The following is a 14,896-nucleotide window of genomic DNA, read 5'->3' as shown; positions in this document are numbered from 1 at the left end:
GTTGATCCGATGCAGCTTAGCGAAGCCTCGCGCGCCTGGTCACGGCAGTCGGGCGACCGGAGTGATCTGCTTCGGGTCGGTGCGCAGCTCGATCAGGGACGGTTTGCCGCTGGCCTGGGCGCGCTCGAACGCGGCGGCGAAGTCCTCGGTGCGCTCGACCCGCTCGCCATGGGCACCGAAGGCCTGGGCCAGGGCGACGAAGTCGGGGTTGCGCAGCTCGGTCCCACTGATACGGCCGGGGTATTCGCGCTCCTGGTGCATGCGGATGGTGCCGAGCATACCGTTGTTGACCACGATGATGGTCAGTGCCGCGCCGTACTGCACGGCAGTGGCCAGTTCCTGCGGATACATCATGAAGCAGCCGTCGCCGGCGAAGCACACCACACTACGTTGTGGGTCGTGCAGCTTGGCGGCAATGGCAGCGGGGAAGCCGTAGCCCATGGCGCCGTTGGTGGGGGCGAGCTGGCTGCGCGGCGAGCGATAGCGGTAGAAGCGGTGCACCCAGACGGCGTAGTTGCCGGCGCCGTTACTGACCACGGCGTCGTCCGGTAGCGTCTCGCTCAGGTAGTGGACGACCTGAGTGAGATCCACGCCCTGTGGCGGTTCCGTGTTTTGCGGCGGAGTGATGTAGCTGAGGTAATCGGCGCGGGCAGCGGCGGTCCATTCGGCCCAGGGCGTCCCGGAGAGGGGCGCGAGACTGGCGAGGGCGGCGGCGATCTCCGGCATGCCGGCCTGGATGCTCTGGTCCGCCTGGTAGACGCGGCCCAGTTCGCTGGCGTCGGGGTACACGTGGATCATGCCCTGCAGCGGGCGCGGGCTCTGGATAATGCTGTAGCCGGCGCTGGGCGTTTCGCTCAGGCGCGAGCCGAGCACCAGCAGCAGGTCGGCTTCCTGCACCCGCGCGGTGAGCTTGGGCGAGGCGCCGAAGCCGAGCTGACCGGCATACTGCTCGTCGCGGTTGTCGATCAGATCCTGGCGGCGGAACGAAGTCACCAGCGGCAGATGGTTGGCGCGGGCGAAGGCGCGAACCTGCGCGCAAGCCTCCAGTGTCCAGCCGGTGCCGCCAACGATCAGCAACGGGCGACGGGCCTGGCTCAGGCGCTCACGCAGTTCGGCCAGCGAGTCGGCGCTTGGCGCTGCTCGGGTGATTGGTGTCGGCTTCATGTCTGCGACCTGCGCGGAGCCGAACAGCACTTCCTCCGGCAGCCCGATCACCACTGGGCCGGGACGTCCGGACTGGGCGACGCGGAAGGCGTGGGCGACGATCTCGGGGATCCGGTTGATGTCGTCGATCTCGGTGGCCCACTTGGCCAGGCCGCCGAACATCTGCCGGTAGTCCACTTCCTGGAAGGCTTCGCGGCCCTTGAAGGCGCTTTCCACCTGGCCGATGAACAGGATCATCGGCGTGGAGTCCTGCATCGCCGTGTGCACGCCGTTGGCCGCATGAGTCGCGCCCGGCCCGCGGGTGACGAAGCAGATGCCCGGGCGACCGGTGAGTTTGCCGTAGGCATCGGCCATGTTCGAGGCAGCGCCTTCGTGGCGGGTGACGATGGTCTGGATGCTGCTGGCGTCGTGAAGGGCGTCGAGCACCGGCAGATAGCTTTCGCCGGGGATGCAGTAGACGGTGTCTACCGCGTGGAGCAGCAGGGCATCGACGAGAATCTGGCCGCCATTGCGGGCCGGGAGGTCGGACATGGGAATCGGCTTCCTGGATGGGCAGGGGTGCGCTGATCTTCGGCGAACTGCCCGGGTGATCCAAGCGAGCATTCTTCGCAAGGTCATTCCCTCAGGGAATGCACAGGCCCTCCCAGAGCGGCCGCGACGACGAACCGCGCTGGCGTTTTCCCAGGGTTGACTATGGTTGATGCACGGGCGCCCCGTGCCCGCAGGACGTTCTGTTGCTGAAGGAGACCCTCCCATGTACCCCCTCTCGTCCCGAGCGCTGCTCGCCGGCCTCTTTGCCACTACCAGCCTGCCCCTGTACGCCGCCCTGCCTTCGGCGCCGGGGTATGTCGATGACAGCGGCTACAGCACCGCCGCCAAGACCCGAATCCTCCCGGCGATGTTCGAGCAGAAGCTCGCCAGCACGAAGTACCTCGCCAAGGCCGACAACCCGCTGATCACCCTGGCCGAGTCCAGCGGCTTCAAGCAGACCTCCGATTACCACCAGACCCGCGCCTGGCTGCAGAAGCTGGCCGATGCCTCTGGTGGTGTCATTACCCTGAGCGACCTTCCGGAAAACAGCGCCACCGGCGAGCCGATGCTGCTGGTGACCGCCAGCCGCGAGGCGGACAAATCGGCGGCCGGGCTGAACAAGTCAGGTAAGCCGACGATCTTCGTCGAGGCGGAAATCCACCCCGGCGAAGCCAACGGCAAGGACGCGATGTTCATGCTGCTGCGTGACATGACTACGGGCGACAAGCCTCTGGCGGGGTTGCTGGACAAGATCAACATCGTCTTCATCCCGACCGTGAACATCGACGGCGACCTGCGTCGCAGTCCCTATGGGCGGATCAACCAGAACGGCCCGGAGGTCACCGGCTGGCGGGTCAACGGCCTGAACTACAACCTCAACCGCGACTTCACCAAGCTCGACAGCGCGGAAATCCGCAACGTCGCCTCGGTGTTCAACCAGTACGACCTGAGCTTCTTCGTCGATACCCACTCCACCGATGGCGCCATGTACCCCTACGACAGCTCCTACTGCCACAACGGCAATGGCTGGTCGCCGGCCTCCAGCGAGTGGATGGACAAGGTCATGCGGCCGCCGGTGTACAAGGAGCTGGAGGGCGACGGGCATGTGGTCCACGAGTGCATCAGCTTCAACGACAACCAGGACCCGACCAAGGGCTATTACCCCTACCGCACGGACCTGGCGCGCTTCTCGAATCAGTACGGGGACATTCGCAACGTGCCCTCGATCCTCATCGAGCAGCACGCGCTACATCCCTACGAAACCCAGGTGCTGGGCAACTACGTGATGCTCAAGGCAATGTTCCAGGTGATCGGCGACAACGCCGAGTCACTCAGGCAGGCCATCGCCAAGGACCGTGAACGCCTGGCCGCGCAGAAGGAGGTGATCCTCACCTGGAAGCCCGGCAAGGAGCAGCACACGCCGTTCACCGTGGGGGATTATCGCTACGAGGAGTCGCCGATCACCGGGAAGAAGACCATCGTCTGGAGCAACAAGCCCAAACAGCTGGATGTGCCAATCAGCGACAACTCGGTGCCGGACCTCGTGGTGAAGCGACCGAAACAGTACGTGGTGCCAGTGCAGTGGAGCGAGGTGATCGCGCGCCTGAAGTCCCATGGCATCCAGATGAAGACCCTGGACAAGGCCACGCCCATCGAGGTGACCCTGCAGCGCATGGACGACATCAAGCTGGCCGGCGGCTTCGAACCGGACCGCGCCGCCAGCAACGAGATTCCCGGCTACGAGGGGCATCTGCTGGTCAGCGGCGTGGGCAAGCCGTTCCAGCGCCTGCAGACCTACCCGGCGGGTTCGGTGGTGATCGACACCGACCAGCCGCTGGGCGTGCTGGCGGTCAACCTGCTGACGGCGGAAAGCCCGGACTCGTTCTGGTCCTGGGGCTTCTTCAACTCGACCCTGGTGGTGGCCGAGGAGCCGGAGGAGTACGTGATGGAGCCGATGGCGCGCAAGATGCTCGCCGAGGACCCGAAGCTCAAAGCCGAGTTCGAGAAGAAGCTGAAAGATGAGAAGGCGTTCGCCAAGGACGCCCAGGCACGCTTGCAGTGGTTCTACCAGCGCACGCCGTTCTATGACGTGAATGCCTATGTGTATCCGGTGGGGGCGGTGTACTGAGGCCAGGCCCGCAGAAATGACAACGGCGCCCGAGGGCGCCGTTGCTTTTGCTGTTCCAGGCCTTACAGGCTGGCGATCTTCTCGCGCTGCTGGATCAGGTTGGTCACGGCCTGCTCGGCTTCGGCCAGCTTGGCACGTTCCTTCTCGATCACTTCCGGCGGAGCCTTGGCGACGAAGCCTTCGTTGGACAGTTTGCCGCCCACGCGTTTGACTTCACCTTCCAGGCGCTGGATTTCCTTGTCCAGGCGCGCCATCTCGGCTGCCTTGTCGATCAGGCCGGCCATCGGCACCAGTACCTGCAGGTCGCCGACCAGGGCGGTGGCGGACATTGGCGGCTCTTCGCCTTCGTCCAGCACGCGGATGGTCTCGAGCTTGGCCAGCTTCATCAGCAGCGGCTCGTTGTCGGCCAGGCGGCGGTGGTCTTCGGGGGATGCGTTGTTCAGCACCAGGTCGATGCGCTTGGCCATGGAGATGTTCATCTCGCCACGGATCTGGCGGATGCCCAGCATCAGGGCCTTGACCCACTCGATGTCGCCTTCGGCGGCGGCGTCGATCTTCGCCTCGTCGGCGATCGGCCAGGGTTGCAGCATCAGGGTGTCGCCGGACTTCGCAGCCGCGCCCTTGATGCGCTGCCAGATTTCTTCGGTGATGAACGGCATGAACGGGTGCGCCAGGCGCAGGGCCGTTTCCAGCACGCGCGCCAGGGTGCGACGGGTGCCGCGCTGACGCTCGATCGGCGCGTTCTCGTCCCACAGCACCGGCTTGACCAGCTCCAGGTACCAGGCGCAGTACTCGTCCCAGATGAACTCGTAGAGGGCCTGGGTGGCCAGGTCGAAGCGGAAGGCGTCCAGTTGGCGGGCGACTTCGATCTCGGTGCGCTGCAGGGCGGAGATGATCCAGCGGTCCACCGAGGACAGCTCGACCGGCTCGCCATTCACGCCGGTGTCCTTGCCATCGGTGTTCTCGATGACGAAGTTGGCGGCGTTCCACAGCTTGTTGCAGAAGTTGCGGTAACCCTCGACGCGACCCATGTCGAACTTGATGTCACGACCGGTGGAGGCCAGCGAGCAGAAGGTGAAGCGCAGGGCGTCGGTGCCGTAGCTGGCGATGCCCTCGGGGAACTCGGCCTTGGTCTGCTTGGCAATCTTCTCGGCGAGCTTGGGCTGCATCATGCCGCTGGTGCGTTTCTCCAGCAGTTCGTCGAGGGTGATGCCGTCGACGATATCCAGCGGGTCAAGCACGTTGCCCTTGGACTTGGACATCTTCTGGCCCTGGCCATCGCGCACCAGACCGTGGACGTAGACGGTCTTGAACGGGATCTGCGCGCTGCCATCGCCATTCTTGATCAGGTGCATGGTCAGCATGATCATGCGCGCAACCCAGAAGAAGATGATGTCGAAGCCGGTCACCAGCACGTCGGTGGGGTGGAAGGTCTTCAGGTAGTCGGTCTGTTCCGGCCAGCCGAGGGTGGAGAAGGTCCACAGGCCCGAGCTGAACCAGGTGTCGAGGACGTCTTCGTCCTGGCGCAGGTTGGCGTCGCCCAGGTTGTGCTTGGCGCGTACTTCGGCTTCGTTGCGACCGACGTAGACGTTGCCGGCGTCGTCGTACCAGGCCGGGATGCGGTGGCCCCACCACAGCTGACGGCTGATGCACCAGTCCTGGATGTCGCGCATCCAGCTGAAGTACATGTTCTCGTACTGCTTGGGCACGAACTGGATGCGGCCATCTTCCACGGCGGCGATGGCAGGTTCCGCCAGCGGCTTGGTGGAGACGTACCACTGGTCGGTCAGCCACGGCTCGATGACAGTGCCGGAGCGGTCGCCCTTGGGCACTTTCAGCGCGTGGTCGTCGATCTTCTCGAGCAGGCCGGCAGCTTCGAAGTCGGCAACGATCTGCTTGCGTGCGACGAAGCGGTCGAGGCCGGCGTAGGCGGCCGGCAGGCTGGCGTCGAGGTCGGGGTTGACGCTGCCGTCGAGCTTGAACACCTGGGCGACGGCGAGGACGGCGGCGTCCTTGTCGAAGATGTTGATCAGCGGCAGGTCGTGGCGCTTGCCGACTTCATAGTCGTTGAAGTCGTGGGCCGGGGTGATCTTCACGCAGCCGGTGCCGAATTCGCGGTCGACGTAGTCGTCGGCGATGATCGGGATGCGCCGGCCCACCAGCGGCAGGTCGATGAAGGTGCCGATCAGTGCGGCGTAGCGCTCGTCTTCCGGGTGAACGGCAACGGCGCTGTCACCCAGCACGGTTTCCGGGCGGGTAGTGGCGACAACCAGGTGGTCCTTGCCGTCGGCGGTCTTGTTGCCGTCGGCCAGCGGGTAGCGCAGGTGCCACAGGTGGCCCTTCTCGTCGTGGTTCTCCACTTCGAGGTCGGAAATGGCGGTGTGGAACTTGGTGTCCCAGTTGACCAGGCGCTTGCCGCGGTAGATCAGGCCGTCCTCGTGCAGGCGCACGAAGGCTTCCTTCACGGCGTTGGACAGGCCGTCGTCCATGGTGAAGCGCTCGCGCGACCAGTCCACGGAGGAACCCAGGCGGCGAATCTGGCGGGTGATGGTGCCGCCGGACTGATCCTTCCATTCCCAGACCTTCTCCAGGAACTTCTCGCGGCCCAGGTCATGGCGGGCGATGCCCTGCGCGGCCAGCTGGCGCTCTACCACCATCTGGGTGGCGATGCCAGCGTGGTCGGTGCCCGGCTGCCACAGGGTGTTGCGGCCCTGCATGCGGCGGTAGCGGATCAGCGCATCCATGATGGCGTTGTTGAAGCCGTGCCCCATGTGCAGGCTGCCGGTGACGTTCGGCGGCGGGATCATGATGGTGTACGGCTCGCCGGAACCTTGCGGGGCGAAGTAGTTCTCTTTCTCCCAGAGGGGGTACCAGTGGGATTCGATGGCGTGGGGCTGGTAGGTCTTGTCCATGAGCGCGGCGGGACCCTGATAAGGCTAGACGGAAAACCGCTGAGTATAGCGGGAGGCGGGGAGATCAGGCCACCGGCGCGGATGGCCATGTGCCCGACGGGGAACTGTAGGAGCGAGCTTGCTCGCGAACGCTCTTCTGCAAGCGCGCAGTAGCGATGATTCGCGAGGTCGCTCCTGCAGAAAACGGAAGGGTGCGGGGGTCAGGGTTTGCGCTGGGCCAGCAGGCGTTGCATCCGCGCTTCCAGGCGGCGCTGCAGTTCAGCCTCGATCTGCGGGGCGAAGTCGTCGAGGACGTCCTGCAGGATCAGCTGGGCCGCGGCGCGCAGCTCCAGGTCCAGGCGGTTCAGCTCGTTGGCTGCGGGTGAGGTTTGCGGCGCGCTGGGCTGGACAGCGGCAAGCTCCGGCGCTTGTGGAGCGGGCGTGACGACGTCGGAGAGCAGCGGGATGTTGTCCGGCTCGAAGGATTCGGTCAGCAGGGGCGGCTCGGCCCCCGACTCGTCCAGCAGGTCCTGGATCTTCTTCAGGTCTTCCAGCAGGTGGTCGGGGTCGTGTGGAGGCTTGTGGTTGTCCATGGTGTCTTGGTTGAGACGCTCTCAAGGGCGCGGCAGGCGATGGTCCTGCAAAGGATAGCCCTGCTCGCGGTAGCGACGGAAATTCTCCCGTGCCGCCTGACGAATCGCCGGCTCCTCGATCACCAGTTCGGCGACCCGGTTGAAGCGGTCGACGAAGGCGGGGATGGCCAGGGTCAGGTTGATCAGCAGGTCCCGGTGGCTTTCCGGCGGCTCGCCGAGAGCGAGCACGATCGGTGAGTCGGCGTCTTCCTCCACCGCATTGTGTGGGATGAAGGTTTCCCCCCGGAAGTTCCACAGCCGGGCGTCCAGCGCATCGCGCTGGGCCTCGTCGCTGCATAGCACGAAGATGCGCATGCCTTGCCGCCAGGCCTTTTCGGCGAGGCGGCAGGCGATGGTCAGGCGTGCGTCGGGATCGGCGCTGGGGATGACATAGAAGTCGACCCGGGTCATGCGTTCGATCCCTTCGGCAGATTGCACGGTGCCATTACTTGGCGCGGTCCAGCAGGTATTGGGTCAGCAGTGGAACCGGGCGGCCGGTGGCGCCCTTGTCCTTGCCGCCGCTGATCCAGGCGGTGCCGGCGATATCCAGGTGCGCCCAGTGGAACTTCTTCGCGAAGCGCGACAGGAAGCAGCCGGCGGTGATGGTGCCGGCTTTCGGGCCACCGATGTTGGCGATGTCGGCGAAGGGGCTGTCGAGCTGCTCCTGGTACTCGTCGAACAGCGGCAGTTGCCAGGCGCGGTCGTCGGCGACTTCGCCGGCCTTGAGCAGTTGCTTGACCAGTGTGTCGTTGTTGCCCATCAGGCCCGATGTGTTGGAGCCCAGGGCGACGATGCAGGCACCGGTGAGGGTGGCAATGTCCACCACCGACTGCGGCTTGAAGCGCTCGACGTAGGTCAGCGCGTCGCACAGCACCAGGCGGCCTTCGGCGTCGGTGTTGAGGATCTCGACGGTCTGGCCGCTCATGGTGGTAACGATGTCGCCCGGACGGGTGGCGCCACCGCTGGGCATGTTCTCGGCACAGGCCATGACGCCCACGAGGTTGATCGGCAGTTGCAGCTCGAGCACGGCGCGGAAGGTGCCGAACACGGAGGCGGCGCCGCACATGTCGAACTTCATCTCGTCCATGCCCAGGCCAGGCTTGAGGCTGATGCCGCCGGTGTCGAAGGTGATGCCCTTGCCGACCAGGACGTGCGGGGCCTCGTCCTTCTTCTTCGCACCGTTGTATTGCAGCACGATCAGGCGCGGCGGCTGGTCGCTGCCCTGGGCGACGGCGAGGAAGGAACCCATGCCCAGCTCGCGCAGTTTCTTCTCGTCGAGGACCTCGACTTTCAGGCCCTTGTATTCCTTGCCCAGCGCCTTGGCCTGCTCGCCGAGGAAGGTCGGGTGGCAGAGGTTTGGCGGCAGGTTGCCCAGGTCGCGGGTCAGGGCCATGCCGTTGGCGATGGCCTGGGCTTCCTTGGCGCCTTGCTCGACGGCGGCGGCATCGGCCTTGTCGGCCAGCAGGGTGATTTTCTTCAGCTTTGGCGCTTCGGCCTTCTGGCTCTTGAAACGGTCGAAGACGTAGGTGCCGTCGGCCAGGGTTTCCACCTGCAGGCGGGCCTTGCCATGGGCATTGCGGCCCTTCACGGCCAGGTCGCCCAGTGCCAGGACGGCGTCGGCGCCGCCCAAGCTCTTCAAATTACCCAGGACGGCGGAAACCAGTTTGCGGTAGGCGCGGTCGGAGAGTTCGCGCTCTTTGCCGGCGCCGACCAGCAGGACGCGCTCGGCCTTAAGGTTGGGTAAATCCTGCAGCAGTAGAGTCTGGCCCACCTTGCCTGCCAGGTCGCCGCGCTTGAGCAGGTTGGCGATGGCTCCGCCGGTGGCTTCGTCGACGGCCTTGGCGGTGGCGCCAAGCTTGCGGCCTTCGCCCACGGCGATGACCAGGGTGGCGGTCTTGAGAGTTTCCGGACGTACGCTTTTTACAAGGAATTCCATGGCTGAGTGTCCCCGGGACAAAGAGCAGAAGGGTCTGCGAATGAAGATGGACTGCGCAGTGACAGGCCTGGCGAATCGCAGGATAATGCCGGCTATTTGCGCTGGGTCGCGTCCGCGCGCACCCGGCAATGCTTCACGGCGGCTAGTTTGAGCGTAGCCGCCTGAGCGTGACAACCCTGGAGTGTCCGGTTTGATTGTCTTCCGTTACCTGTCCCGTGAAGTGCTGATCACCATGAGCGCGGTGAGCGCCGTGCTGCTGGTCATCATCATGAGCGGCCGTTTCATCAAGTACCTGGCGCAAGCGGCCCAAGGCCTGCTCGATCCGGGTTCGCTGTTCATGATCATGGGTGTGCGCCTGCCGGGCTTCCTGCAGCTGATTCTGCCGCTGGGGCTGTTCCTCGGCATTCTGCTGGCCTATGGCCGCCTCTATCTGGACAGCGAGATGACCGTGCTCACCGCCACGGGCATGAGCCAGCAGCGCCTGCTGGCCATCACTCTGGCGCCGGCGCTGTTCATCGCCCTGCTGGTGGCCTGGCTGAGCCTGTGGCTGGCGCCTCAGGGCATCACCCAGATGCAGCTGCTGCTGAACAAGCAGGATGCGATGACCGAGTTCGACACCCTGGCGCCAGGGCGCTTCCAGTCGATGCGTGATGGTACGCGGGTAACCTATACCGAGACCCTGGCCAACGAGCGCACCGAACTGGGTGGCGTGTTCATTTCGGACAAGAACCGCCCGCGCAATGGCAAGGACGGCGGCACTTCGGTGCTGGTCGGCACAACCGGCGTGCAGGAAATCCATGCTGACGGCAGCCGCTACCTGATTCTCAAGGACGGCTATCGCTACGACGGCACGCCCGGCCAGGCCGATTACCGCGAGATCAAGTACGACACCTACGCCGCCTTGCTGCCCAAGCCGGAAGTGAGCAGCGAGATCGATGACCGCGACGCCATCCCCACCTCCCAGCTGCTGGGCAGCGATGACCCGCGCATGCAATCCGAGCTGCAGTGGCGTCTGTCCATCCCGCTGCTGGTCTTCGTGGTGACCGTGCTGGCGGTGCCGCTGTCGCGCGTCAACCCGCGCCAGGGTCGCTTCCTCAAGTTGCTGCCGGCCGTGCTGCTGTACATGGCCTATCTGGCCCTGCTGATCGCCGGGCGCGGCATGCTCGACAAGGGCAAGATCCCCATGGCCCTGGGGCTGTGGTGGATCCACGGGATATTCCTGGCCATTGGCCTGTTGTTGTTGTACTGGGAGCCGCTGCGTCTGAAGCTGGCCGCCAAGCGAGCGAAGTCGGGCGGAGTGCTGAAGCATGCGTAAGCTGGATCGTTACATCGGCACCACCGTCTTCGTTTCCATTCTCGCGGTACTCGGAGTGATCCTCGGGCTGGCCGAGCTGTTCGCCTTTGTCGACCAGTTGGGTCAGATCAACGAGACCTACACCCTTGGAGAGGCGCTCAAGTTCGTCCTGCTGACCGCGCCGAGCCGTGGCTACGACATGCTTCCCATGGCCGCACTGATCGGCTGCCTGGTGGGCCTGGGCACCCTGGCCAGCAACAGCGAGCTGACCATCATGCGCGCCGCTGGCGTGTCGCTGCAGCGCATCGTCTGGGCGGTGATGAAGCCGATGCTGGTGCTGATGTTCGCCGGCATCCTGGTGGGCGAGTACGTGATTCCCTACACCGAAACCGCTGCCCAGAGCGGTCGCGCCCTGGCCCAGAGCGGCAACGGCTCGCAAAGCTCGAAGTCGGGCCTGTGGCACCGCCAGGGGCACGAGTTCATCCACATCAACGTGGTGCGTCCGGATGGCGTGCTGCTGGGCGTGACCCGCTACAACTTCGACGACAACCGTCGCCTGCTGAGCGCAAGCTTCGCCCGCCAGGCGGTCTTCGAAAACAACCAGTGGCAGCTTCAGGACGTGACCACCTCGGTGCTGCACGCCGCGGAAAAGCGCAGTGAAGTCGTGAGCAACCCGAGCGAGACCTGGAACATCCAGCTCAGCCCGCAACTGCTCAACACCGTGGTGATGGAGCCGGAAGCGCTGTCGATTACTGGCCTGTGGAGCTACATCCATTACCTGCAGGATCAGGGCCTGAGTTCCAACCGCTACTGGCTGGCGTTCTGGACCAAGATCCTGCAGCCGCTGGTGACCGCTGCCCTGGTGCTGATGGCAATTTCGTTCATCTTCGGTCCTCTGCGCAGCGTGACCCTGGGCCAGCGCGTGTTTACCGGCGTGCTGGTGGGCTTTACCTTCCGCATCGCCCAGGACCTGCTCGGCCCGTCCAGCCAGGTGTTCAACTTCCCGCCGTTGCTGGCGGTGCTGGTGCCGGCGGCGATCTGCGCCTTCCTCGGCACGCTGCTGTTGAAAAGGGCAGGCTGAGGCTGATCGCGGGGCAGAACCCGCGCTCACAAAAAAGCCGGCAATCGCCGGCTTTTTTATTGTCCGGGTTCAGCCCCGGCCCTGCGTTGCCTTGCGCACCGCCTTGGGGATCTGGATCACCACGCTTTCCGAGTAGCGGTCCTGCCAGGTGCGCTTGTCCTTGTCCCAGAGCATCCAGAGGAAGCCCAGGCCGGCGCAGCCCCAGGAGGCGATGGCGATGACGAAGCGCAGCAGTGCCTGCATCAGGCTGATGCGCGTGCCGTTGGCGTTCTGCACGCGAACGCCCCAGACCTGCATGCCCAGGGTCTGGCCGCTGTGGGTCCAGAACTTCGCGAAGAAGGCGAACACGCTGATGAACAGCAGGCTGGACAACAGCGGGTCGCCGGTCAGCGCACCCTGGTCGGCCAGCATCCGGAGCTTCTCGCTGCCATAGATCAGGCGCAGGAAGCCTTGCTGGTAGACCAGCGTCACGACCATCAACAAGGCCACGCAGAGCAGGAAGTCGTAGAACATCGCGGCAAAGCGACGGAGAAGCGTGGCGGGCGGGAAGTCTCCCACGGGCTGGAGCTGCTGCGGCTTGGGCATGAGCGTCTTCTGTGGCGATCAGGATGGGTGGGGCGGGGATTATACGGATTCCACCGCGCAGCGCCCGGCGGCGGAGGCTGTTCTAAGCTCAATCCACGCCACTGCCGGTGGGGGAGTGGCAATGCGTCGCAGGTCGCGGCGCCGTCGAGCAAGGAACAAGGATGCCGCTTCGCAACTACACCCGGCGCCGGCTGCTGCCTCGCCTGGTCTTCTCCCTCTCCATGGCGCTGCTGCCGCTGTTGCTGGGCAGCGTCATCATCTACTGGCAGACCTTGCGCACCTTGTCTGCGGAAGCCCGCACCGCCTCGAACGAGGCGGTGCGCCTGTTCGACGTGATGCTCAGCAACGCCACGGGGGCGGCGCGGGTCGCGTTGCTGCATGACAATGAGGCTTGCGACGACGCCACCCAGGTGCTCAGGGAGCAGGTCGCTGTTGTACCGTTCGTCCGCTCGCTCAACCTGACCCGCGACGACGACATCTATTGCACCTCGCTTTTCGGTGAGTTCGATGAGCGCATCGATCCCAGCCTTTATGTGGACGGTGCGTTGCGAATGATGGCCGGCAACCGGGTGACGCCGCACTATGCCCTGCTGATCCTGCGCCGAGCCGAAGGGCCTTATGCGGCCCTTGCGACCGTGGACGGGCGTTACCTGAGCAATACCCTGCAGCTGGTTGACCAACGTAGCGACCTGCAATTGCAGGTTGGCGGGCAATGGATGGACGAGGCAGGCGGCGTTTACAACGGTTCGCCAGCCCCCCTGCCGTTGGGGCGGGTCATCCAGCACTCGGAGCGATTCCCCTATTCGGTAATCGGCGGTTTTCCTGCGGGTGCGCAGTGGCGGCACATCCACGAGGATTCGCTGCCCCTGGTGATACTGATGTTCATGCTGGGCGGGATTTCCGGATTCGTCTGTTTCTGGCTCTGGGGGCGCTCGGCCACGCCGAGCCTGGAGCTGGAGCGGGCCCTGCTGGCCGGCGAATTCGTACCCTACCTGCAACCGCTGGTGGATGCCCGCGACGGCCGCTGGGTCGGTGCGGAAGTGCTGATGCGCTGGGTGCACCCACGCGAAGGTATGGTCGGCCCCGACCTGTTCATCCCCATGGCGGAGCGGTCCGGGCTGATCGTGGCGATGACCCGCGAACTGATGCATCAGGTTGCTGACGGGTTGTCGCCGCATGGGCAACTGCTGGGCCAGGGCTTCCACCTGAGCTTCAACATCAGTGCGCGGCACTGTACGGAGTCGGGACTGTTCGACGATTGCCGGGACTTCCAGGCGCGCTTCCTGCCCCATTGTCCCGAGCTCACCCTGGAACTGACCGAGCGTGAGCTGATCGTCTCCAGTGAGGTGACCGACGAGCTTTTCGACAACCTCCATGGGCTGGGCGTCAAGCTGGCCATCGATGACTTCGGCACCGGCAACTCGAGCCTGGCCTACCTGCATCGCTTCAAGGTGGATGCACTGAAGATCGACAAGAGCTTCGTGGCGATGATCGGCGTGGACGCACTGTCCTCCCACGTCCTTGACAGCATCGTCGAGCTTTGCGGCAAGCTGGATCTGATGATCATCGCCGAGGGCGTGGAAACCGAAGAGCAGCGGGCCTATCTCGCCCTGCGTGGTGTCGAGGTGCTGCAGGGGTATCTGTTCGACCGGCCAATGCCGCTGGCGGCGTTCGTTGCGGCCTTGCAGGGGCGGCAAAGCGGGGGCTGAGGATCATTCGAGGTGGTGATCGGCGCGACGTCTTCCGGGCGTCTGGCTGTCGCAGAGCCTTTCAGTTTCCAGATAAGTTGACTCGATAGTCGGCTCATGAATAGCTACGTAAACAAACTTTTGAAAGTGTAAGTTGTTCTTGTTTTCAATTCTGTTTTTTGAATGGGTTGAGTGCTGGTCAGAGTCTTTCCATGGGCTTTGTGGAGATGCTCTATTTTCTGTTTGACATGTTCTTCACAAATTATTTACGCCAATTTAATGTTTTATTCTGTGGCTCGATAAGTTGTTATTGAAGTTGCTCCTGTTTGTTGCTTTTTATGCTTAAGAATCGTGTCCTGTGGCTCTTCAGTGCCGGCTCGTGGCGTCTGTAGTGGCGTGTTGTCTGGGTTGATAACAAATTGGCGCGAAAAATCTGGCAACTTTATCGCTAACTATTTTTGTATATGGCGAGTCGTTGTCGACGACCGGTATTGAATTATCGAGTGGGTGGGGTGGCGATTCGCCATTTAACTAATAGAGTCTTTTTAAAGACCCCGGAAAAGAGTGTCTCGACAATGCCTGTCAGTTCCCGCGGTTTTACCCTGATCGAGTTGATGGTGGTGGCGGCGATAATTGCGATCCTCGCGGCTATTGCTTATCCCAGCTATCAGCAGTACGTCATCCGCGGCAAGCGGTCCGCCGCCCAGGCGCAGATGATGGACATCGCCAATCGCCAGCAGCAGTACCTGCTCGCCAACCGTGCCTACGCCAGCAAAAGCCAGCTGGAGAGCGGTGGCTACGCCTTGCCCAGCGAGGTATCGAGCAACTACGGCTACGACGTCACGGTGGTCAGTGGCACTCCGCCGACCTTCACCATCACCTTCACCCCGAGCGGCGCACAGGCCAGCGACGGCAACCTGACCCTCAGCAGCGACGGCAGCAGGACGCCGTCGGCCAAGTGGTGAT

Annotated in this window: 11 protein-coding genes; 5 read left to right on the top strand and 6 right to left on the bottom strand. The window is 64.1% G+C overall.

The genetic code is table 11. The features are described from left to right. Positions 1-39: 39 nt before the first annotated feature. The gene (locus tag ACKI1H_RS29440) at positions 40-1,695 is read right to left on the bottom strand and encodes a thiamine pyrophosphate-binding protein (RefSeq protein ID WP_440467163.1); all 1,656 of its coding nucleotides are present in this window, start codon (positions 1,693-1,695) and stop codon (positions 40-42) included. A gap of 223 nt (positions 1,696-1,918) precedes the next feature. Here ACKI1H_RS29440 and ACKI1H_RS29435 point away from each other — a divergent pair, with 223 nt between their 5' ends. Next, positions 1,919-3,823: a M14 family metallopeptidase gene (locus tag ACKI1H_RS29435; RefSeq protein ID WP_440467162.1), complete on the top strand. Its 1,905-nt coding sequence runs from the start codon at positions 1,919-1,921 to the stop codon at positions 3,821-3,823. A gap of 62 nt (positions 3,824-3,885) precedes the next feature. Here the strand turns inward: ACKI1H_RS29435 and ACKI1H_RS29430 are convergent, their stop codons facing one another. From ACKI1H_RS29430 to ACKI1H_RS29415, 4 genes are all read right to left on the bottom strand, one after another. Continuing rightward, positions 3,886-6,735, bottom strand: a complete 2,850-nt coding sequence (locus tag ACKI1H_RS29430) for a valine--tRNA ligase (RefSeq protein WP_138526377.1) — start codon at positions 6,733-6,735, stop codon at positions 3,886-3,888. Positions 6,736-6,935: 200 nt separating this feature from the next. After that, on the bottom strand, positions 6,936-7,307 hold the full coding sequence (locus ACKI1H_RS29425) for a DNA polymerase III subunit chi (RefSeq protein ID WP_440467161.1): 372 nt from the start codon (positions 7,305-7,307) through the stop codon (positions 6,936-6,938). A 21-nt stretch (positions 7,308-7,328) separates the two neighbouring features. Next, the gene (locus ACKI1H_RS29420; RefSeq protein WP_024762886.1) at positions 7,329-7,757 is read right to left on the bottom strand and encodes a DNA polymerase III subunit chi; all 429 of its coding nucleotides are present in this window, start codon (positions 7,755-7,757) and stop codon (positions 7,329-7,331) included. Positions 7,758-7,791: 34 nt separating this feature from the next. After that, positions 7,792-9,282, bottom strand: coding sequence for a leucyl aminopeptidase (locus ACKI1H_RS29415; protein WP_440467160.1), 1,491 nt, complete (start codon positions 9,280-9,282; stop codon positions 7,792-7,794). Positions 9,283-9,472: 190 nt separating this feature from the next. Here ACKI1H_RS29415 and lptF point away from each other — a divergent pair, with 190 nt between their 5' ends. Further along, a complete protein-coding gene (gene lptF, locus ACKI1H_RS29410; protein WP_138526374.1) occupies positions 9,473-10,597 on the top strand; it encodes an LPS export ABC transporter permease LptF in 1,125 nt (374 codons plus the stop codon). Then, on the top strand, positions 10,590-11,657 hold the full coding sequence (gene lptG, locus ACKI1H_RS29405; RefSeq protein WP_138526373.1) for an LPS export ABC transporter permease LptG: 1,068 nt from the start codon (positions 10,590-10,592) through the stop codon (positions 11,655-11,657). Before lptF ends, lptG begins: the two co-directional genes overlap by 8 nt. A gap of 69 nt (positions 11,658-11,726) precedes the next feature. Here the strand turns inward: lptG and ACKI1H_RS29400 are convergent, their stop codons facing one another. Further along, positions 11,727-12,242 (bottom strand): RDD family protein, encoded by a 516-nt coding sequence (locus ACKI1H_RS29400; RefSeq protein WP_138526372.1) that lies wholly within the window; start codon positions 12,240-12,242, stop codon positions 11,727-11,729. Positions 12,243-12,403: 161 nt separating this feature from the next. Here ACKI1H_RS29400 and ACKI1H_RS29395 point away from each other — a divergent pair, with 161 nt between their 5' ends. Together ACKI1H_RS29395 and ACKI1H_RS29390 are read left to right on the top strand one after the other, a co-directional pair. After that, positions 12,404-13,951: an EAL domain-containing protein gene (locus ACKI1H_RS29395; protein ID WP_440467159.1), complete on the top strand. Its 1,548-nt coding sequence runs from the start codon at positions 12,404-12,406 to the stop codon at positions 13,949-13,951. A gap of 554 nt (positions 13,952-14,505) precedes the next feature. Continuing rightward, on the top strand, positions 14,506-14,895 hold the full coding sequence (locus ACKI1H_RS29390; protein ID WP_440467158.1) for a type IV pilin protein: 390 nt from the start codon (positions 14,506-14,508) through the stop codon (positions 14,893-14,895). The last annotated feature ends 1 nt before the right edge of the window (position 14,896 follow it).

The organism is Pseudomonas sp. YH-1 (genome assembly GCF_051990045.1).
Lineage (GTDB): Bacteria > Pseudomonadota > Gammaproteobacteria > Pseudomonadales > Pseudomonadaceae > Pseudomonas > Pseudomonas nicosulfuronedens.
Note: the sequence above shows the minus strand (reverse complement) of the source record. Positions and strands in the feature narration are given on the sequence as shown.

Bases quoted from the DNA above. Each gene is read 5' to 3' on its own strand.
- ACKI1H_RS29440 (WP_440467163.1), bottom strand. From the start codon at position 1,695: ATGTCCGACCTCCCGGCCCGCAATGGCGGCCAGATTCTCGTCGATGCC.
- ACKI1H_RS29435 (WP_440467162.1), top strand. From the start codon at position 1,919: ATGTACCCCCTCTCGTCCCGAGCGCTGCTCGCCGGCCTCTTTGCCACT.
- ACKI1H_RS29430 (WP_138526377.1), bottom strand. From the start codon at position 6,735: ATGGACAAGACCTACCAGCCCCACGCCATCGAATCCCACTGGTACCCC.
- ACKI1H_RS29425 (WP_440467161.1), bottom strand. From the start codon at position 7,307: ATGGACAACCACAAGCCTCCACACGACCCCGACCACCTGCTGGAAGAC.
- ACKI1H_RS29420 (WP_024762886.1), bottom strand. From the start codon at position 7,757: ATGACCCGGGTCGACTTCTATGTCATCCCCAGCGCCGATCCCGACGCA.
- ACKI1H_RS29415 (WP_440467160.1), bottom strand. From the start codon at position 9,282: ATGGAATTCCTTGTAAAAAGCGTACGTCCGGAAACTCTCAAGACCGCC.
- lptG (WP_138526373.1), top strand. From the start codon at position 10,590: ATGCGTAAGCTGGATCGTTACATCGGCACCACCGTCTTCGTTTCCATT.
- ACKI1H_RS29400 (WP_138526372.1), bottom strand. From the start codon at position 12,242: ATGCCCAAGCCGCAGCAGCTCCAGCCCGTGGGAGACTTCCCGCCCGCC.
- ACKI1H_RS29395 (WP_440467159.1), top strand. From the start codon at position 12,404: ATGCCGCTTCGCAACTACACCCGGCGCCGGCTGCTGCCTCGCCTGGTC.
- ACKI1H_RS29390 (WP_440467158.1), top strand. From the start codon at position 14,506: ATGCCTGTCAGTTCCCGCGGTTTTACCCTGATCGAGTTGATGGTGGTG.